The organism is Chitinophaga sp. LS1 (assembly GCF_034274695.1).
Lineage (GTDB): Bacteria > Bacteroidota > Bacteroidia > Chitinophagales > Chitinophagaceae > Chitinophaga.
This window is the reverse complement of the sequence record NZ_CP128362.1, coordinates 2,651,087-2,672,308: the sequence shown is the minus strand read 5'-3', so window position 1 is coordinate 2,672,308 and position 21,222 is coordinate 2,651,087. Positions and strand designations below refer to the sequence as shown.

Sequence of the window (21,222 nt, the reverse complement as noted above, 5' to 3'; positions counted from 1 at the left end):
ATGAAATCTATTCACCCAACCGGAAATAACAACGTAAACACAGCACCTTCCCCCGGCTTTCCCTCCGCCGTTATCACCCCGTTATGATTATCCATTATCTTCTTACAAATCGCCAATCCTATCCCCGTCCCCTCAAACTGGTTCCGCAAATGCAACCGCTGAAACACCTGGAAGATCCGCTCACTAAACTGCGGATCAAACCCAATCCCATTATCCGCAATCGTAATCTTATGATAAGGTAATCCTCCTACCAGCGTATACACATTATCCTCCATCTTCACACTGACAAGAGGCTTCACCCCCTTTCCCGAAAATTTCAACGCATTGGTCAGCAAATTCATAAACAGTTGCTCTATCTGGAAAGGAATTGCCGACAACACTGGCAGCAAATCATATTCTATTACCGCCTCTTTCTTATCTATCTGATCACTCAATTGCTCCTTTACTCTCATCAACACCTGCGTCAGATCCACATACTCAAACAACTGCTCCCCATTATTACTCGTCCTCGAAAACGATAACAGGTCTTCTATCAGCTGCCGCATTCGCTGCGCCGCCGCCTGCATACGGGAAAAGTAATCCTTCCCTTTATCTGAGATGTTCTTATACTCCGTTTCCAATAACCGGCTTGCAAATGTCTGGATCTTCCTCAACGGCTCCTGCAGGTCATGACTCGCTACATATGCAAACTGTGCCAACTCCTCATTCGATTTCCTCAGCTCATCATTGGATCGCTGCAAGGCCTTCGTTCTCTCCTGCACCTCTGCTTCCAGCTTATCTATAAACATTTTGCCTTCATGAATATCCGTCGTAGATCCTACCCACATATTCACATTCCCTTCCGCATCTTTTTGGGGCACCGTCCGTGTCAGGTGCCAGCGATAGGTACCATCTGCTTTTCTCATTCTATGCTCTATCTGATACTCAACGCCTTTACTCAACGCCTCCTGCCATATAGGTAAGTTCTTCATCAGGTCTTCCGGATGTATCACACTAAACCATCCTATCCCATTCAACTCCTCCAGTGTCATGCCTGTAAACTCAAAATACTGCTTGCTGGCATAGTTCAATTTGCCTTCCGGATCCGTGGTCCAGACCATCTGTGACAGCGTATCACCCAATACCCTGAACCGTTCTTCTGACAGTCGGAGTGCCATCTCATGCTCCTTTCGCTCTGTCACATCAGACACTGTGGCCATGATGGCATATACATTCTTTTCCAGGTCAAACAGGGGCTTATATTCAAAATCCAGGTAAAACCGCTTCATGCCATCCGGACCATCTACATAAGCGATCGCCTCTTTTTCCTGGTAGGCAATCCCACTATTGTACACCTGTTGTAATAACTCAGGAAACTTCTGCCCTGCCAGTTCAGGGAACACATCCAGCAGGTTCAAACCCGTTACCTGGGCGGATGTTCTGCGCCACATTGTCTGCAGCATGGTATTATTTGCCATATCAATCACCATCTCCCTTCCTTTGAAAATAGCCATGGCTATAGGCGATTGCATCACAAGGTTGCGAAACTGGTTCTCGCTTTCAATCAGGGAGTGCTTGGCTATTACTGCTGCTGTCACATCTGTCGCAGCCACCATTATACCATCAATTTCCCCGGTACTATTCTTCAGTGGTTGGTAGACGAAGTTGAAATACACCATCTCCGGCACCCCATGTCTGTACAGAATGACAGGAAACTCATTTCCATAGTGCGGAGTAACGGTATCCCAAACATTGTCCAACAGCGGCTTTACCGATTCCTTTACTTCCGGCAATACGTCGTAGAGCGACCTGCCCACCACTGCTTCCACAGGACGGGTGATCAGTTCCAGGTACATAGCATTCGCCATTTCAAACACCATATTCCGCCCTCTGAAAATAGCAATACCTACCGGAGCCTGTTCCACACTTTCTCTGAAACGGCTTTCGTTGTTAATTGCTTTTTTTGCTGTCTCTACCCGGATTTGCTCATCCATATTTTGCACGGATTGACGTAATGCCAGTAATTCTTTTAAGTGTTGTTCTATATTTCCCACGACAGGAGCGTTGTTTTCTTAAAAGGAGATAAAGAATTTATCTCGTTTAGGGAATCTTTCATTGGTATCCCAATCAATAGATAACATTTCTGCTATTGCTTTCATAAGTTCCGAAAAGGAAGAGGGCTTCCTGATGTATCGGTTAGCTCCTGAAATGTACACCTGTTCTATAAATTCCGGTTGTGATGAGGTAGAAAAGATAATTACGGGAATGGACTTGAGGCGCTGATCTGTCCTGATTTCCCTGAGACATTCAAAACCATTTTTACGAGGCATATTCAAGTCCAGGAAGATCATGTCGGGAGGCGAGGGAACGCGCTCGTCTAACATATCCATGAGTTCTTTGCCATCAGAGATTGTAGTCAGAATAATATCATCCGCGACCTCTTTGAGAGCGTCTTCAAAAAGCAGACAATCGTCGGCGTCGTCATCGGCTAAAAATATATTCTTTCCACTTTTTGACATCGTCTTACATTTATCACTGATACAAATACTTATACATAAACATGTGCTTTTATAGGTCAATAGGGATGGCGTATGTACGCGTGTTATTTAAACTTACGCAAAATACGCCAAAAGCCCCAGTGATTTTTTATTAAGTTCCAGTATTTAATGATATTATAATCATTTCCACTTGTACATTTCATCGCTTCTCTCGTCTATCCTTTCCGGAACATCTTTTGCTCTCCACTTACGGGCAAATTATCTTTAACTTTAAGTTATGGTAAACATTTCCACTGAATGGCTACAATCAGTCGAGGCGTTCAAAGACGTACCCGTCGAACAACTTCGATGGCTGGCTGAAAACAGCGAACCCAAAACGCTTCTACCAGGGGATTTTATGTTCAAAACAGGCGAACCCCTCAATGCTACCTATATCCTTATTTCAGGAAAGCTCCGTCTGTACTACATGCAGAACAACGATCCCGTCGAAATTACCGTCATGGAAGCAGGTACTATCAGTGGCTACCTCCCCTTCTCCCGCGGTATGACAGCGACCATCTACAGCGAAGCAATGGTGGAATCACAGCTCATGTGCTTCCCTATCGAAAAGATCGATGTCATGATCCATACCCAGTTTGAACTCACCCAGGCATTAGTGCATGTGATGACAAACAGGGTCAGGGAATATACCACCATGATGCGCCAGAATGAAAAGATGATGGCACTGGGCAAGCTCTCCGCCGGTCTGGCGCATGAACTGAACAACCCCGCTGCCGCCATCGTTCGGGGCGCCTCCTCTTTAAGGAAGCACCTGCAACTCATGCCGGATACCTTCCAGGAGGTCATGTCCATAAAGATGACCCCGGAAGATGTGACTTTTGTAAAAGATAAAATGTTCGCCATCCTCAAATCTACCGACAGACCCAAACTCACCATGATGGAAAGAGGCGCAAAGGAAGATGACATGGTGAACTGGCTGGATGACCACGATGTGGCCAATGGTGTGGAAATAGCTGAGAATTTCGTGGAATTCGGCATTACCATAGACATACTGGAAGAATTTAAATCCCATATGTCACCAAATTCTCTGTCGGCTGTACTCAACTGGATCGACAAGAACCTCGTCACCGAAAGAATGGTGCTGGACATCGAAGAAGCTTCTGCCCGCATCGTAAAACTGGTTGGCTCTGTGAAAACCTTTACCCACATGGACCAGTCCCATGATAAAAGACTCACAGATATTCATGATGGTATCCGGAATACGCTCAACATCATGGAGTACAAACTGCGCAAAGGACATGTGCAACTCATCGAAAACTACGATACTTCTCTCCCACCTGTCAGTATCATGATCGGGGAAATGAACCAGGTATGGACCAACCTGATCGATAATGCAGTGGATGCTATGCAGGGCCGGGAAAACAGTACCCTCGAAATAAAAACAGAGAAAGATGGCACCTGTGTAAAGGTCTCCATCATCGACAACGGGCCCGGTATTCCTGAGAATATCCAGTCCAGGATCTTCGACCCTTTCTTTACAACCAAAGAAATTGGTAAAGGTACCGGACTCGGTCTGGACATTTCCTGCCAGATCGTGAAACAACATCATGGAAATATTAAAGTAAATTCAGTCCCGGGAAAGACACTTTTTTCTGTGCTGATCCCCATCCATTAATTCACTAAAAAAACGGTGCGCTTATGCCAGATAAAGACACTGAGAAAAATACGAACCAACCTATTATTCTTTGTATTGACGACGATCCGCAGGTTTTACGGGCGATCGTGCGTGACTTGAAAAACAAGTATAGACAGCATTATAAGATCATCAGTACCTCCGATGTGCAGGAAGCGCTCAATAGCCTGCTGGAACTGAAGAACAAAGGAGAAACCATCGCCATGTTCATCAGCGATCAACGCATGCCGGTGATGGATGGGGTGACTTTCCTGGAAAAGGCGATCAAATTTTACCCGGATGCAAAAAGGGTATTACTCACTGCTTACTCTGATACGGACGCAGCTATTAAAGCCATCAATACGGTACAACTGGATTACTATCTGGTAAAGCCATGGGATCCGCCAGAAGACAAACTCTACCCTGTGATTGATGATCTGCTGGATGACTGGAAAAGCGATTATCACCCGGAATTCAAAGGCATTAAGGTAGTTGGGTACCAGTACTCACGCACCTGCCATGCCATCAAAGATTTTCTGGCAGGGAACCTCATTCCTTATAAATGGCTGGATATACATAGCAACCAGGAAGGTTGTAATCTGCTTGCTCTCAATAAACTGGATGAAAAGGATGTACCAGTGATCTTCTTCGAAGATGGCACTTTCCTCTCCAATCCTTCTATACAGGACACTGCCCGCAAAGTAGGCCTGAATCCACAGATCAAACATGAAGTGTACGATGTAGTGATTATTGGTGCAGGACCTGCCGGTTTAGCAGCGGGTGTATATGGCGCTTCTGAAGGATTGAAAACCCTGCTGATAGAGAAACGTGCCCCCGGCGGACAGGCTGGCACCAGTTCCAGAATTGAAAACTACCTGGGTTTTCCAAAGGGGTTGAGTGGGGCTGATCTGGCCCGTAGAGCCATCTCTCAGGCACAACGTTTAGGAACAGAGTTCATCACCCCGCAATCAGTGAAAGCCATTGAGCAAACGGGTGGATACAATAAGATCATCATGGAAGATGACACATTTGTAAACAGCCGGAGTGTGGTAATTACCACAGGTGTGGATTACCGCACACTGGATACAAAAGGTGTAGCTGATTTTACAGGTGCCGGTATTTACTATGGTGCTGCTATGACAGAGGCCCCTGCCTGCAAGGACAAAGATGTGTTCATAGTAGGTGGCGGTAACTCTGCCGGACAGGCTGCCATGTATCTCTCCAAGTTTGCAAGGAATGTGAATATCCTCATTCGCAGAGAAGATTTGTCCAGCACCATGTCTGCCTACCTTATAGATAGGATCGTGGAAACGGATAATATTCATGTACGTCCATTTGCTGAAGTGGTAGAAGCCAGAGGATCTGACAGACTGGAATGCCTGATCATTTCCAACACCAAAACAGGTGAGCAGACACAGGAACATGCAGATGGATTGTACATCTTTATTGGTGCGAAGCCATTTACAGAATGGCTGGAAATGAATATCATCAAGAACGACAAAGGATTTATAGAAACGGGTCGGGACCTGTTCACGCACCCTGAGTTTGAGCAGATCTGGAAACAGCAGAGAGATCCTTATCTGTTGGAAACCAGTTGTCCGGGCATTTTTGCAGCCGGCGACGTAAGAGCAAATGCCATGAACAGGGTAGCGGCAGCTGTAGGCGAAGGGTCTATGGCCATCAGTTTTGTACACAAATACCTCGCAGAGGTGAAATAAATAACTATGTCAGAAATTTGTTCACATATTACAGCAATCAAGACACTCAAAGTTGATGAGGAACATGTATGCGGGGAGTGTGTAAAAATAGGATCTGACTGGGTGCACCTTCGTACCTGCCAGACCTGCGGCGCAACTTTATGTTGCGACCAGTCGCCAGAGAAGCATATGACGAAGCATTTTCATAAAACACAACATCCGGTGGTGATATCGGCAGAACCGGGAGAAAGATGGTTGTGGTGTTATGTGGATGAACAGTTCGTTGATTATTAAATAACATTTTCCAGCTAACCGAAGAATACCGGATAGCCTTTCCAACCGGCCGCAGTCCATGCCCCTTGCGAAAAAATCGATTTTGCCGAAGGTAAAATCGATTTTTTCGTGGTTTTGTTTTCCTACATTTGCCTGCCCCATCAGGGAATGTAATTTATGAAGGTTTGCATTGCAGAAAAACCCAGTGTCGCCCGCGACATCGCTGAAGTAATCGGCGCTAAAACACGCAAAGATGGATACTATGAAGGAAACGGGTACCAGGTCACCTGGACCTTCGGGCACTTCTGTACCCTCAAAGAACCTCACGATTACACCGAGCAATGGAAATTCTGGCGACTGGAAGATCTACCCATGATCCCCTCCCACTTCGGTATTAAACTCATATCCAACGGTGGTGTGGAAAAGCAATTCAAAGTCATCGAAACCTTAGTACAAGCCTGTGATGAGGTGATCAACTGCGGGGATGCCGGGCAGGAAGGAGAACTCATTCAACGCTGGGTATTACTCAAAGCCCAGTGTTCTGCACCTGTGAAAAGGCTGTGGATCTCATCCCTGACGGAACAAGCCATCCGCGATGGTTTTCAGAAACTCAAAGACGCGAATCAGTACGATAACTTATACGCTGCAGGTAGTGCCCGCGCTATTGGCGACTGGCTGCTGGGTATGAACGCCACCCGCCTCTTCACCAAGAAATTTGCCATCGGCAAAACCGTCTTGTCCATCGGCCGTGTGCAAACCCCTACCCTCGCCATGATCGTACAAAGGCAAAAGGAAATCAACGCCTTCGTATCAGAAGAATACTGGGAACTCAAAACCATCTACCGCGAAACAGAATTCACAGCCACTATTGACCGTATCAAAAACCTGGACAGAGCCAATAAGGGATTGGAATACCTGAAACAACATCCTTTCGAAATCACAAGTTTCGAAAAGAAGGAAGGAAAAGAAGGCAACCCTCGTTTATTTGACCTGACCGGTTTGCAGGTAGAAGCCAACAAGAAATTCGCATTCACGGCAGACGATACCTTAAAATATATCCAGAGCCTGTACGAGAAGAAACTGGTCACCTACCCAAGGGTGGATACCACCTACCTCTCTGAAGACCTCCATCCAAAAGTTGAAGGGATCTTACAGGACCTGAAACCATACGCTAACCTGACAGCACCTATACTGGCTAAACCGATCCCCAAACTGAAAACCGTCTTTGACGATAAAAAGGTAACGGATCACCATGCCATCATCCCTACAGGTGTATATCCCAGCAATCTTCCGCTGGAAGAAAAGCGCATTTACGACCTGGTAGCCAGACGCTTTATCGCGGCCTTCTACCCGGAATGTAAGATTTCGAACACCACCGTATTGGGTGTAGTAGGTCAGGTTGAATTCAAAGTAACAGGTAAACAGATACTGGAACCCGGCTGGAAAGAAGTGTATGCCAATGATGCACCCGCGCCAAAAGAAACCAAAGACGGCAAAGAAGAAATCGAGGAAAAAGTACTGCCCGTATTTGTAGTGGGTGAAAGCGGCCCCCATACTCCAAGGGTACACCAGGGTAAAACCACGCCCCCAAAAGCATTTACGGAAGCCACCCTGCTCCGTGCCATGGAAACCGCCGGTAAGCAGGTAGACGATGAAGAAATGAGAGAATTGATGAAGGACAACGGTATCGGCCGTCCTTCTACCCGTGCGAATATCATCGAAACCCTGTTCAGACGTAAATACATAGAGAAGAGAAAAAAGAACCTGTTCGCTACCCAAACCGGTATGGACCTGATCGATACCATTACTTCCGACCTGCTGAAAAGTGCAGAGCTGACAGGACAATGGGAGCGGAAATTAAGACTGATAGAAAAAGGGGAATACCAGCTGGATACCTTTAAACAGGAACTGATCCAGATGGTGGTGGACCTGACCCAGGAAGTGAAGAACGCCTCCTACAAAACCATTGTAGCCGTGCAAACGCCAGCGCCCGCACCAGCAACAGCGCCCGAAAAAGAAGAGAAACCTAAAAAAGCACCTAAACCTAAACAGGAAATTTCCAGCCTGCAGTGCCCTAAATGTAAGGAGCATCCTTTGATCAAAGGGAATGCAGCGTATGGATGTTCCAACTTTAAAGTATGTGGATTCAAGGTGCCTTTTGAAACCCATGGAAAGAAACTATCTGACAAACAAATGATTGATCTGCTGACCAAAGGGAAAACCACTAAATTAAAAGGATTGAAATTACCTGATGGCACAGAGGCCGAAGGTAAGTTGGTGCTGAATGCAGCATTTGGTATTTCAGTAGAAATTTAGCCTATATTCACATTACAATTTTAAACTATGCAAACCTCAATTAAGGCCAGGTTTTGGCGTCTCTTCCGCTGGGGGGCGGGAGTATTCTGTGTATTGTTTATTTTCAGATTGATTTATGGGTATGTAGCGTCGAATACGAATAGTACCGGGGATTATTATGAGAATTACTTTGATCAGGTGAACGGACTGAGAAAGAACTATGCCACATCTAAATTAAAAATGGCTCCTACAGCAGGTCCACAACCGGATTTTTCTACTAATCAAAAGTATGAGAAGACCGCAGTGGTAAGAACAACCACCAGTGACTTTCAAAAGGACGAAGAAAATGTGCGAAAGAAAATAGAGTCCTACAAAGCCATGATCCAGTATGAAAAAGCATTAGGGAGAAAAGGCGATCGGGAGTTGCATTTGATGATTGGCGTGAATCCTGAAACGTTCGATGCCTTCTATCATGAAATACAGGGAATTGGCATCATCCGGTCTATGTCAATTACGAAAGTAGATAAGACGAATGAGTATAGACAATTGAATGCGCAAAAGGTTTCTTTAGAGAAAACAGTAACATCATTAGAAGCGTTGAAAAAACAACCCGGTACCAATCAGGAATTGTTACCTATTTATGATAGACAATTGGAATTGGAAGACAGGTTGCAAAACCTCGGTGTTGACTTAGGAAATTTCAATACAGAAAATGAATTCTGTACAGTGAAGTTGTCCTTGTATGAAGGCGCGACTGCTCAATCTACCTCATTTATCCACAGGTTAAAGATTGCTTTGCAATGGACCATCCACTACTTTGCTTATATAGTCATTGGCTTTACGGTATTATCAATCTTTGTTTTTGTATTGCTATTGATAATTGACAAACTAAACATACTTGGCTTATTCAAACAATAAAAAACATTCGTGAAAGAGGGAATTCACCAACGAAAATGAAACCCATTTTCAAAGAAAACGAGGCCGTATCAGAAGTAAGATACGGCCTCGTTTTATTCGGGTACCTAATGGAGATAAGTAGTCCTTTATGCAATTCTGAAGAGGTTTTTTTATTTTTGATACATCCCTTTTTTAGATCTTCAGGAACAACTTATTTCTATACAAGACATACAACAAACATAACTGTACAAACGTCACCGACATTGCCGCAAACACAGGCTGCCACAATAACGGCGCATATTGTATTACCCCATTAAACACAAACCCTGCAGTATATCTAAAATCTACCATCCCCTCTGCCGCCATATAGATCAGGATCGAATTTGTACCAATGATCACAAATGGGAATGCCCATTTCCTGAGTCCCCACACATCTATTATCAAATAAAACACTGCCAGGAACAACACGCTAAAACCACCTGCATACAATACAAAAGAACTCGTCCACAACCGCTTATTAATAGGGAAACTGAAACCCCATACATACCCTAACAACACCAACACCGCTCCAAAGGCAAATATCATGACACCTTTTCTCAACGGCGTTTGCACGCCTCTCTGTATAAAAGTCCCTACCAATGTTCCTAACAGCGCCGTCCCGATCGCCGGCAATGTAGACAATACACCCTCCGGATCATGCACCTTATCATGCAACCTCCCCGGCACTAACACCCTATCAATATAGGACTCCAACGATCCATCCATCGTCAATACACCCGCTCCATACCCCGGCACCGGCACCCACATCATCAATGCCCAATATCCTAACAGTATCCCCACTAACCAATACACCTGTCCCTTCACAGAAAAGTTCAAACTAATCAATCCTGCAAAGAACCATGCCAGCCCTATCCTTCCCAACACACTCGGAAATCTTGTATTCTCCAATCCATTAAACTTCAACAATCCATTCACGATAAAACCCAATACCACCAATATCAAAGCCCGCTTCAGCATTACCTTATATAGCTTCCGCTTCTCCTCACCTGGCAGTAAATAAGTATACTTTACACCCGCCACATCCATCTTCTTTTGCAACGACAATGGCATCGTCACCCCTGCAATAAACAGGAACAACGGAAAGATCATATCATAAAAAGTAAACCCATTCCACTCCGTATGATTCAACTGTGCTGACATCCATTCCACCGGCGCCCACCCGGTCGCCTTCGCCAGTGTATGAATGATATGCTCCCCACTCATAATCCAGAACATATCAAACCCTCTCAGTGCGTCCAATGACTGCAATCGTTGATTATCTTTCATAAGCTGCAACTATTAGGTCATGATATTTTGTATACATCTGCTGTGCTACCACTACCGGATCGCCACTGGTCGTCAAAGGATAGGTCTTCTGCGTCTTTACAAACTGCCACTCCCACTGACTGATCTTCTTATCAAACGCTTTGAAATCCGGTCGTTCCTCCGTCATCAGGTAATCAAAGAACTGCTCCCAGCGTGCCTTATAAAAATCCTTCAGCAATCCGCTCCATTGCCTGTTTGCATATTCATGCAATGGACTCTCCGCATCTCCCCACAAGGTGATCAGGTCACGGGCATTCTGTTCGTACAGCGCCTTCTCTGCAGGAGTAGTACCCCAGTTGCGCGCACTCGCAATCCATGGCCCTAACAGAAAATCTTTTTTCGTAGCTAATAAGCGATCCATATCATCTATCAATTCCAGATATGCTTTGCTATATTTATGAAACCCGGCCATATTGCGTGTCTTATAAGCACTCACAAACTGTTGTTGCAAAGGCGTGGCATAGTTCGCCATCACCTGTCTGGTCACATCTACCAGGTCATACGTAAATCCATCTGTACGCACGCCTTTCTTAGAAGCCTTGATGAATAAGTCCCATGCAGGAATCAGGTCCAATGGCGCATAGTTCAGCCTAGTTCTTGTCCATATGGTAGTACTATCAAATGTAGGTCTGCCGGTAATGATCGACTCTGCTCCATCACGTATCGTCTGTCCATTATAAGCCGTCTTTCTCAATACCTGCCATGCCTGTACCAAAGTATAATTATCCACACCATAACGGTTACGTGCGTATTTTCTCAGCCACTCATCCAGCTGTATAGGTTCTGTTTGCCAGGTATGCTGCATGGTCAGTTCATAGATCACCGGATTGTTCTCTATCGCTTCCATGGTCAGTCCAATCCCTTTCAGGTTTTTTGAATTCGGATCCTGTAATGCCAGTGCGGGTCCTGCCGCCACTCCTTCCAAACGACCAAACAGGTTCACATTGCCTCCGAAGTTGTTCAGCTGGTTCCAGATCCATGGCTTGCCATAGAATGCATCTGTTCTTTTCCATACCGGTTCAATTTCTGCGGCCAGGTCTAACAGAATCATTTTATTATCCGGCACTGCTTTCAACAGCGCTTCGATCTGTGGTGCCTTCCAGAACTTACGATCACTATAGAACAGCCATCCCTGCATGACCCACACCGCACTGGTATCTGCCTGTCTCATACCCTCATAAATCCGTGCACTCAATTTAGAGAGGAACTCCGGATCATCAGAAGGGGGTTCATTCTCATTGAATGTATCTGCTGAATACAAATGATCTGTTCCAAACAGCCTGGTCTGTGTTTCTAAAAACTGCTTACCAATCTTTGCAAACAAAGGATCTTCTGAATCTAAGATGTAGGTATCAGCAAAACCATTATTCCAGTTGGTCGCTTTCAGTTTCGCCTGAGGATATTTCTCTTTGAATGCGGCCGGTACATGCCCTGTAAATGCAGGTAATACGGGTGTCATTCCTAACGCACGTTCCTGCTTTATGATCTGCTGCTGCAAGGTCTTATGACTCTTCATCCAGCTAAGTGGCAACGGACCACCCCAGCCATCTAAATTCCCCATCCAGAACCAGGAGAAGTAAGCCGGGCCACAAAAGAACCCTCCCAGCTCTTTATCTGTAAAGCCCATTTGTTTATACACCTCATACCAGGTATACTCTTCCCCTGTAATGGCCAGCGGCATATTGATGCCATGCATCGCCATCCAGTCGATCTCCTTTTGCCAGCGCGTCCAATCCCACCAGCTCATGCTGTAGTTGAATGTGCAATAGTTCAGGTAATAACGATATTGATAAGGTGTGGTTTTCTTTACGGTAGCTGCCGGCATTGGCAATTTTGCCGGTAGTTTCAGCTGTGTACCATTCCAGGTGATCTGGCAATGGCAATATTCAGTCAGGTAATAATACAGGGCAGAAGCAACTGCCACTCCATTATTCCCTTTTAGTAAGATCTTTCCCTGGTGTGGTGTAATCTCAAATACATCTTTTGCTTCGGAAGCAGGCAATTCACCTACCTCAAAAGAAGCTGCCTGTGTAGGCAAAACACGTTTAATGAGCGCCAGTGCCGCCGGCTTATTCAATTGTGCCGATACCGACGAGTGTGCGAACATGACAAACCCACAGATACTAAGTACCCTGCTAAAAACTTTCATAGACACTGTTTTCTTATTTTTTGTGTAAACGCAGTAATACTGTACCATGTGGTTGTATAGCCTGCTTAATCATAACTTTGGTTGTTCCCTGTTCTTCTCCGGTCCATAGATCTTTGGCCTGCCAGCTGTCTTTAATACCTAAATCAGCATAAGTAACTGACTGCTCCTGCGCATTATCGCCCAGGTTGAACAATGCACCATTCAGGTATCCCGTATCCGGCATTTCTGATACCCATACTACGGCATCGCCTTTTCTGTACAACTGTTTACTACCTGTGCTATGCTGATCTATATCCAGTACTTCCTTATCAGTCAGTAATTTATTAACAAAATCTGTATTCTCCGGCTTATTTCCTCTCATCATAAGGGGAAATTGGAATATACACCATAAAGTAACGTGGGTACGTTGCTCATCAACATGACCAGTAATACATAACGGAAATTCATTGCATGATAGTTTAGGATAAATATATAATATAAGTGTCACAAAGACAACCTTTATACCCACAGAGATCCTGCTATCCTTCAATCGTGCACTAAACCCCTGAATTTATTATAAAATCGATGGTCCTGATCAAGGTTTAATGCTGACCGTTGTGGAGGATTTTGTTTTTAAAAGGGAATCCCATACCTTCACAAAATACTTGACATGTCAAGTATTTTACAACTAAATACCATGACTGCCATTAGTCCATCATTAAAGCTCATACTCAACCTCTCGAAGGCCCATGTGATCCTTTCCAGAAGGTTAGAAACCCGGTTATCCGGCCATGGCATTGGCTATACCGACTTTGCCATCCTTTTGATATTACACCAGGCACCGGGGCAAAAGCTTCGCCGTGTGGACCTTGCCGAGAAAGTAGGTTTTACTGCTTCCGGCGTTACCCGCATGCTGATACCTTTAGAGAAAATAGGTCTTGTACAGCGGGAGGCTTACGAAAGAGATGCCCGTGTTAGTTATGTAGGTTTGACCGACATAGGTAAACAGATCTTTGAAGAATCCCTGGCCTCTGCCGAAGTTGTAGCCCAGGACATTTTTTCCACAGATACTATCACCACTGCCAAAGCCAAAAAACTGGATGCTTTTTCTGACATGCTCACAGAACTTGGCGGCAACATTATTTAATTGTATGCACCACTCCCTACTTTCCATTTTGCCGCCGCACAAGCTAAAGGTGGTAGAAGCTGCCCTGCAGCAAACCTTTGGGACATCCACGGTAGAAGACATTGAACTCATGACAAGGGGACTATCACCCGCTTTGGTGTATAAGATCCAGGTAAACGGGCAGGCCTATATCTTAAGGCTTGTCATGGCCATCAATGAACTGATTGACCCTGCACGTGAATACGCCTGTCTGCGTGCTGCGGCGGATGCAGGTATTGCACCAGCCGTATTATATGCTGATGCAAATGCTGCGGTGTCCATTTGCCGGTTTATTGCAGGACCTCCTATATGGGTAGGTCTGCCGGAAAAAGATGTGCAGCTAAAAAGCATTGCGGAAAAGGTAAAGGCGATTCATGCCCTCCCACTCTTTCCGCCATTGATCAATTTTCTCGAGGGGATGACGCATTTCAGAGATCGTTTTCTGGAAATGAATATGTTTCCGGAAAGTGCCACTGCGGAGCATTTCGCACACTTTGACCAGATAAAAAGTATTTATCCTATCAATGAAGAACTCGTGTCTTCACACAATGATCTGAATCCAGCTAATGTACTTTTTGATGGGGAAAAGATCTGGCTCATCGACTGGGAAGCGAGTTTTAAAAATGACCGATATGTAGATCTGGCAATAGTGGCTTTGTATTTTGCAGCAAATGAACAGCATATCGATACTTTCCTGACTGCTTATTTTGGAGAGACGCCAACTGCGTTGCAAAAGGCAAAGTTCTACCTGATGAGACAAGTGGTGTTCCTGTATTATGGTACGATCTTCTTAAGAATGGCGGCTGAAATGAAGGAGACACATGATCAGGATATGAAAGTACCTACGCTACCCGAAGTGAAAAAGATGATGAGTAAGGGAGAGGTGAACTTAGGGAGCTATGAAGGAAAGATATTGTATGGGAAGATGCTGATGCAGGAGGCATTAACTGAAATGAAACTCCCCGCATTTGAACAGGCGCTTTCTTTATTAAATTAAAACTGCAAATGGGGCTCAAAAGCAAAATGAAGGCCCTGACAATTGCTTAAACGATGATATGCCTATAACAGGTATCCGAATAAATAAGAGCTGACCAAAAAGTAATGGTCAGCTCTTATTTATTCGGATACCTAATGGAGATAGGTAGTCCTTTAAGCACTTCTGAGAAGGTTTATTTATTTTTGATATACTCTCCTTTATTTGGTCGCCTATGGCCTGCGACCGGCTAAATGCCATATTCTTTTATCACGGATTTGTTGACCAGATACCCGCCTCTTTCACAAACACTCTCCTGTTCAGCTTCAGCTGACTTACAATCAACTCCGCAAAATCTTCTGCCTGCATCACCTTCTCAGGATTACCATCAGTCAGTTTCAGATCAATCGCCATATCAGTGGCAATAGTGCTGGGTGTCAGCGTCGTCACACGGATGTTAGACTTACGCACTTCCTGCATCAGTGATTCAGACATACCAATCAAACCAAACTTCGATGCGCTGTAAGCACTGGTTACTGCAGCTCCATTCTTACCCGCTGTAGAAGAGATATTTACGATATCTCCCGTCTGGCGGGACAGCATACCTGGCAATACCGCACGTACAGTGTAGTAAGCACCGAACAGGTTTACCTTCACAATATGCTCCCACTCTTCTGGTGACAGATCCAGGAATTTACCAAACTTACCCACACCGGCGTTGTTGATCAGGATATCGATCGTACCCAGTTCAGCGGTCAGTTTAGCAATCGCAGTTTCTACTGCCTGTCTGTCTGCTACGTCTGCCGTAGCATATACAATCTTTACACCTGTACCTGCCAGTTCAGCAGCTACTGCCTGTAAATCTTTTTCTGTACGTGCAATCAGTGCGAGGTTCGCACCTTCTGCTGCCAACTGTTGAGCCACTGCCTTCCCAATCCCCTTACCTGCGCCTGTGATCAACGCATTTTTACCTTTTAATGATTCCATACGCTAGCTGATTTTTATTGTTGCAAATATAAGCAATAGCAACCTTTCATCCCGCTGGCCGCTGGTCATCACTCACACGAAAAAATCGCTTCTGCCCTTCGGCAGAAGCGATTTTTTCGTTCTTTGCCTGCTAACCAAAAACATTGACCTATGAATTATTTTTATTTACTTTCACCCCTGCTAAAATATCCACAATCATGCTTAGAAAAGGTCTCATGCTGTGCAGTCTTTTGTACTGCCAGTCGCTATTTGCTGACACTACCGACCTGGTCAGGTACGTAAATACCCTTCAAGGTACCAATTCCAGTTTCACCCTCACCAGAGGCAACACCTATCCAACCACAGCCCTTCCATTTGGAATGCATACCTGGACACCACAAACAGGTAAAAATGGTGATGGCTGGAAATACCAGTACGAAAAAGACAGTATTCGCGGGTTTCAACAAGCCCATCAATGTAGCTCATGGTCTAATGACTATTGTGTATTCTCGCTCATGCCTGTTACCGGCACACTGGCAGTGAACCAGTTTCAGCGTGCGGCACGATTCAGCCACAAAAATGAAATTGCGAAACCCAACTATTACAAGGTTACGCTCGACAACAAAATCACTACAGAAATTGCACCTACAGAAAGAGGAGCACACCTTCGGTTTACATTTCCCCGCTCCGGCGATGCATGGGTAGTGCTGGATGGATATACCCGTATCAGTAATGTAAAGATCATTCCTGCCGAAAGAAAGATCATCGGGTATATTAACAATGGCCAGCAGTTATCCAGAGAGCTGCGTAGCTATTTTGTATTACAATTCGATCAGCCATTCACGGCGTATGGTGTGTGGGATAGTAAGACCGGTACGATCACTGCCGATACACTCAGTGGTAAAAACGCTTATATCAAATTCAAAAAAGGCGCTGTTGTACAGGTAAAAGCTGCCAGCAGTTATATCAGCCAGGATCAGGCAGAACTGAACCTGCAAAGAGAATTGGGTAGCTTCGCGTCCTTTGATCAGACAAAGGCTGCTGCATGGAAAGTATGGAATGACTATCTGGGCAAGGTAAAGGTCGAAGGCGGTACGCCTGCACAAAAAGCCACCTTCTATTCCTGCTTTTTCAGAGCTAGTTTATTCTCCCGTCAGTTCTTTGAATATGATAAGGATGGATTACCTTATTACTATAGCCCTTATGACGATAAAGTGCATGCAGGTTACCTGTATACAGATACTGGGTTCTGGGATACCTTCCGTGCACAGTTTCCGCTCAATGCATTGCTGCATCCCACTATGCACGGTCGTTATGTAGCGGCATTACTGGATGCATATGATCAATGTGGCTGGTTACCTTCCTGGTCTTTTCCTGGTGAAGGTGGAAGTATGATCGGTAATCATGCGATCTCTTTATTGGCAGATGCATGGGCAAAAGGACTGCATACTTTTGATCCGCAAAAAGCATTGAAAGCTTATTTGCACGAAGCGACAAACAAAGGTCCATGGGGGCCGGCGAATGGCCGTGATGGCTGGAAAGAGTATTATACTTTAGGATATGTACCTTATCCTGGTGTGAGAGAAGCGACAGCAAAAACCCTGGAATATGCGTATGATGATTTCTGCGGGTATACCCTGGCGAAAGAAACAGGTAATACCTTTTGTGAAGGTGTGTTTAGCAGGCAGATGTACAACTATAAAAATGTGTGGGATAGTGTGACAGGATTTATGAGAGGAAGAGAAGCAGATGGCAGCTTCAAAGCGGATTTTGATCCGATTGAATGGGGAGGCCCTTTTACAGAGGGGAATGCATGGCATTGGCAGTGGTCAGTGTTTCATGATATACAGGGGTTGATCAACCTGATGGGGGGTGATAGTAATTTTGTGCATAAGCTGGATGCAGTGTTTGCTTCTCCTAATAATTATAAAGTCGGGACTTATGGTGGGCCGATACATGAGATGACGGAAATGGTGATGGCGAATATGGGGCAGTATGCACATGGCAATCAGCCGATACAACACATGGTGTATTTGTATAACTATGCGGGGCAGCCGTGGAAAGCGCAGTATTGGGCGAGAGCAGTGATGGAGAAGTTGTATAATGCGACGGAGAATGGGTATCCGGGAGATGAGGATCAGGGACAGACTTCTTCATGGTATGTGTTGAGTGCATTAGGGTTTTATAGTGTGTGTCCGGGAACAGATCAGTATGTGATGGGGAGTCCGGTGTTTAATAAAACCACCATCACTTTAGAGAATGGGAAGCAGTTTGTAATTGAGGCGAATAATAATAGTATGAAGAATGTGTATATCAAATCGGCTACGCTGAATGGACAGGTGTTGACGAAGGATTGGTTATCTCATACCGATATTACGAATGGAGGCATCCTACATTTAGAAATGTCTGATCAACCAGAAAGATCTCGTGGTATCGCAATAACCGACAGACCATTCTCCTTAACCAAATAACAAATAGCAGAAAGCCCGTCCTCCTTCGGAGGACGGGCTTTCTGCTATTTGGGTCCAACACTTCATGGTGGCAGAGCCACCATGAAGTGTTGGACCAGTATTTTACTTTATATCGTGCGCCCCATTACCGGATCAGTAATACTCATCCCTCCTGTTTCCACTCTGCCCGCATACCTCCTTGCACAACCATCCACAATCACACTGAAATCATACCAACCACCATGATCTGATAAAGCAAACACCACCTGTTTTTTTGCCTTTGCCCCCAACACAAACTCCTGCTGTTCTCCTCTCTTATAAGCATTATCCTTCACAAAGACCTTGTGGTTCTTACTATCCAGATTATTCAAATGAAATGCAATCTTCGCATTCACCTCGTACTTACACACGCATTCCACCTGCGGATCTTTACTGTTCCCTCTGAACTCCCTTAAGAAACCATTCGGCCCATACACACTCAAATAATACGCTCCATTTTCAAACTGCGTCAACGGCCACTCATCCTTCAAAGTATCTCCTGCTGCAACCGTATAAGCCCAATTCTTTGCAATGTCATGCGCATATACATTGAATGGCGCACCTACCCCTTTGCCACTGCCAAAGCTGATTTTAAAATGCTCCTTATCTTTACTCAACATCCCTTCTACATGCAAATCATACGGCAATGCAGATGACAGCTTCGTTCCCTTTTCCTGCTTCGCCATATATGGTGCATTCGCAGGATCTGCATTGATAGCTGCAATTTCATCTTTTGTCAATAACTTAAACCCTGCTGGAATCCCTTTGAACTTCGCCATGTGAATCGTCTGAATATATTCATCCCGCACAATCGGCTTCAGCTCCGTCGGCTTATCTCCTGTAAATGGTTGGAACACTGAACTCAGATCCCCACACACCGTACGTCTCCATGTACTGATATTCGTTTCTATCACTTTCTTACCCGTTTTATGCTCCAGGAATTTTTCCAGGAACTGTAAGGTAGAAGTATGATCAAACACCTGTGAATTCACCACTCCTCCTCTGCTCCATGGCGATGCGATGACTAATGGTACACGATAACCTAATCCAATTACACTCTCGCGTATATCTTCCTCTTCCCAACCTTTCTTCTTCATCTCCTGCTCACGCGTTACGAATTCCGCTGCCAGATCAATCCCTTTAGACGCTTTACCATGACCCTCTCCATGCGGAGGTACAAATGGTGGCACATGATCAAAGTCACCATCATTTTCATCATATGCTAAAATGAACACCGTCTTCTTCCACACATCCGGATTCTGTGTGAGTATATCCATTACTTCCGAAATATACCACGCACCATACCATGGTGAACCAGGATGATCAGAGAATGCTTCAGGTGCTACCAGCCACGATACAGTCGGTAACTGCCCTGTTTTCACATCTTCGCGGAACTGATATAACACATCTCCTTTGGGTACATTCACCACTCTTTCTACATTGCCATCATGATAATGCAGTGGGGTGAGTTTATGGTAATCAGGGTCTTTCTTATTCGTTACAAAAGCTTTGTCATGCAGGTTCTTTTCACGTTGAGACAATGCAGCATACTTCTCTGCATTGTACTGTTCATGGTGTTTTTTCCATTCTGCCAGTTTCTCTTCGCGATCAGCTCTCTCATCATGTGGCAGTGCTTTATCTTCTAATTCTTTTTCCAAACGTGCAATTTCTCTCTGCACATATTGCAAATGAGCTTCGGATAATTGCGGTTTGTACTGAGTAAAGAACTCCAATGGATTGTCTGTAAAATTCGCCAGCCATGCATCTTCTTCCCCATCCAAACCTACACCCACACTCAGTTCATTCTGGTACACTTTCCATGAAATACCGGCATCTTCCAGTCTTTCAGGATACGTGGTCCAGCTACCTGGTTCAGGATAATCACATTCATTGTTACGCACTGCCGGAATCCCTTCCTGGTTACGTATCGTACCACTCCAGAAATACAAACGATTCGGCGTCGTACCTGTGAGTGAGGAACAGAAGTTCTGGTCGCAAATTGTGAAAGCATCTGCCAGTGAATAATAGAATGGAATATCTTCTCTTGTATAATACCCCATGGTCATCGGCAGGTGTGCATATGCTTTATTGCCGGAGCGTTTTACATCCAGCCATTTATCATACTTACCACCATTACGTGCATCTACCTGGTTTTCCCAGCTATGTGGCAGGCTGCTCATCCACGTTGCTTTTGAATCTTTCAGATCCAGGCGGAAAGGTGCATAGGTTTCTCCTTCCTTGTTCGATTGCAGCCATACCAGATTTTTATTCGGCAACTGTATAGCACGTGGATCATTGAAGCCACGTACACCACGCAACGTACCATAGCAATGATCAAATGATCTGTTCTCCTGCATAAGGATCACGATGTGCTCAGCATCCAGATATGTAGTGCCGGGAGCAGGGTCAATGGCCAATGCTCTTTGAATGGCAGGGGGCAATACGCCCGCCAGTCCGGCGCCACCGGATAATAATGCGGCTTTTTTTAGAAAGTCTCTCCTGGTATCCATATGCTAGACAAGTTATTATAGAAGTTACAAACTACTAAGTGAAAATGAAAAGATTCATACTTTTTTAATATAGCACGCCTCATCGATTATACCCTTGCTGTTATAGGCAGCCTCTCATTTGATGTCATTTGAAGCAATAATCCTACACGCCTTATTGGATAATACTTTGCCTTCATCACTAACCATGGTATTTGATAAAAATCCTTCACCTCCGGGCTGACAAAATCCTTGCTTTCATTTACAGCAATGGGTTTGGAGCACTGTTCGCTGAAAGTACAGTGCGGTAGCAATTAAAGATTATCATTATCTTTCGGT

The 21,222-nt window shown here is 44.9% G+C and carries 15 protein-coding genes; 8 read left to right on the top strand and 7 right to left on the bottom strand.

All coding sequences use genetic code 11. From position 1 onward, the window contains the following. Positions 1–11 precede the first annotated feature (11 nt). Positions 12–1,973 (bottom strand): PAS domain-containing protein, encoded by a 1,962-nt coding sequence (locus QQL36_RS11110; RefSeq protein ID WP_321569750.1) that lies wholly within the window; start codon positions 1,971–1,973, stop codon positions 12–14. A gap of 78 nt (positions 1,974–2,051) precedes the next feature. After that, the gene (locus QQL36_RS11105) at positions 2,052–2,498 is read right to left on the bottom strand and encodes a response regulator (protein WP_083726065.1); all 447 of its coding nucleotides are present in this window, start codon (positions 2,496–2,498) and stop codon (positions 2,052–2,054) included. Positions 2,499–2,754: 256 nt separating this feature from the next. Between QQL36_RS11105 and QQL36_RS11100 the strand changes: the two genes are divergently transcribed. The 5 genes from QQL36_RS11100 (at position 2,755) to QQL36_RS11080 (ending at position 9,332) form a co-directional block, all read left to right on the top strand. Further along, positions 2,755–4,152 carry an ATP-binding protein gene (locus QQL36_RS11100; protein ID WP_321569749.1) on the top strand — a complete coding sequence of 466 codons (1,398 nt, stop codon included), beginning with the start codon at positions 2,755–2,757 and terminating at the stop codon, positions 4,150–4,152. Between the two features lie 23 nt (positions 4,153–4,175). Beyond that, the gene (locus QQL36_RS11095) at positions 4,176–5,867 is read left to right on the top strand and encodes an FAD-dependent oxidoreductase (RefSeq protein WP_083726069.1); all 1,692 of its coding nucleotides are present in this window, start codon (positions 4,176–4,178) and stop codon (positions 5,865–5,867) included. 6 nt (positions 5,868–5,873) lie between these two features. After that, entirely contained in the window at positions 5,874–6,140 is a 267-nt protein-coding gene (locus QQL36_RS11090) for a UBP-type zinc finger domain-containing protein (RefSeq protein ID WP_083726071.1), read from the top strand. Between the two features lie 156 nt (positions 6,141–6,296). Continuing rightward, complete coding sequence (locus QQL36_RS11085; protein WP_321569748.1) at positions 6,297–8,435, top strand: DNA topoisomerase 3; 2,139 nt, start codon at positions 6,297–6,299, stop codon at positions 8,433–8,435. Between the two features lie 27 nt (positions 8,436–8,462). After that, complete coding sequence (locus QQL36_RS11080) at positions 8,463–9,332, top strand: DUF4349 domain-containing protein (protein WP_321569747.1); 870 nt, start codon at positions 8,463–8,465, stop codon at positions 9,330–9,332. 171 nt (positions 9,333–9,503) lie between these two features. Here the strand turns inward: QQL36_RS11080 and QQL36_RS11075 are convergent, their stop codons facing one another. The 3 genes from QQL36_RS11075 to QQL36_RS11065 are packed head-to-tail and all read right to left on the bottom strand — an operon-like array spanning position 9,504 to position 13,189. Further along, positions 9,504–10,637 (bottom strand): acyltransferase family protein, encoded by a 1,134-nt coding sequence (locus QQL36_RS11075; RefSeq protein ID WP_083726077.1) that lies wholly within the window; start codon positions 10,635–10,637, stop codon positions 9,504–9,506. Further along, complete coding sequence (locus QQL36_RS11070; protein ID WP_321569746.1) at positions 10,627–12,825, bottom strand: alpha-N-acetylglucosaminidase; 2,199 nt, start codon at positions 12,823–12,825, stop codon at positions 10,627–10,629. Before QQL36_RS11070 ends, QQL36_RS11075 begins: the two co-directional genes overlap by 11 nt. A 13-nt stretch (positions 12,826–12,838) precedes the next feature. Then, positions 12,839–13,189, bottom strand: coding sequence for a hypothetical protein (locus QQL36_RS11065; RefSeq protein ID WP_321569745.1), 351 nt, complete (start codon positions 13,187–13,189; stop codon positions 12,839–12,841). A 285-nt stretch (positions 13,190–13,474) separates the two neighbouring features. Between QQL36_RS11065 and QQL36_RS11060 the strand changes: the two genes are divergently transcribed. Next, positions 13,475–13,951, top strand: a complete 477-nt coding sequence (locus QQL36_RS11060; RefSeq protein ID WP_321569744.1) for a MarR family winged helix-turn-helix transcriptional regulator — start codon at positions 13,475–13,477, stop codon at positions 13,949–13,951. A gap of 4 nt (positions 13,952–13,955) precedes the next feature. Further along, the gene (locus QQL36_RS11055) at positions 13,956–14,966 is read left to right on the top strand and encodes a phosphotransferase (RefSeq protein WP_321569743.1); all 1,011 of its coding nucleotides are present in this window, start codon (positions 13,956–13,958) and stop codon (positions 14,964–14,966) included. A 246-nt stretch (positions 14,967–15,212) separates the two neighbouring features. Here QQL36_RS11055 and QQL36_RS11050 read toward each other — a convergent pair whose 3' ends face one another. Continuing rightward, positions 15,213–15,929, bottom strand: a complete 717-nt coding sequence (locus QQL36_RS11050; protein WP_083726087.1) for a 3-ketoacyl-ACP reductase — start codon at positions 15,927–15,929, stop codon at positions 15,213–15,215. Positions 15,930–16,126: 197 nt separating this feature from the next. On the opposite strand from QQL36_RS11050, the gene QQL36_RS11045 reads away from it, so the two are divergent. Then, entirely contained in the window at positions 16,127–18,379 is a 2,253-nt protein-coding gene (locus tag QQL36_RS11045) for a GH92 family glycosyl hydrolase (protein WP_321569742.1), read from the top strand. A 107-nt stretch (positions 18,380–18,486) separates the two neighbouring features. Here QQL36_RS11045 and QQL36_RS11040 read toward each other — a convergent pair whose 3' ends face one another. Further along, on the bottom strand, positions 18,487–20,907 hold the full coding sequence (locus QQL36_RS11040; RefSeq protein ID WP_321569741.1) for a phosphocholine-specific phospholipase C: 2,421 nt from the start codon (positions 20,905–20,907) through the stop codon (positions 18,487–18,489). Between the last annotated feature and the right edge of the window lie 315 nt (positions 20,908–21,222).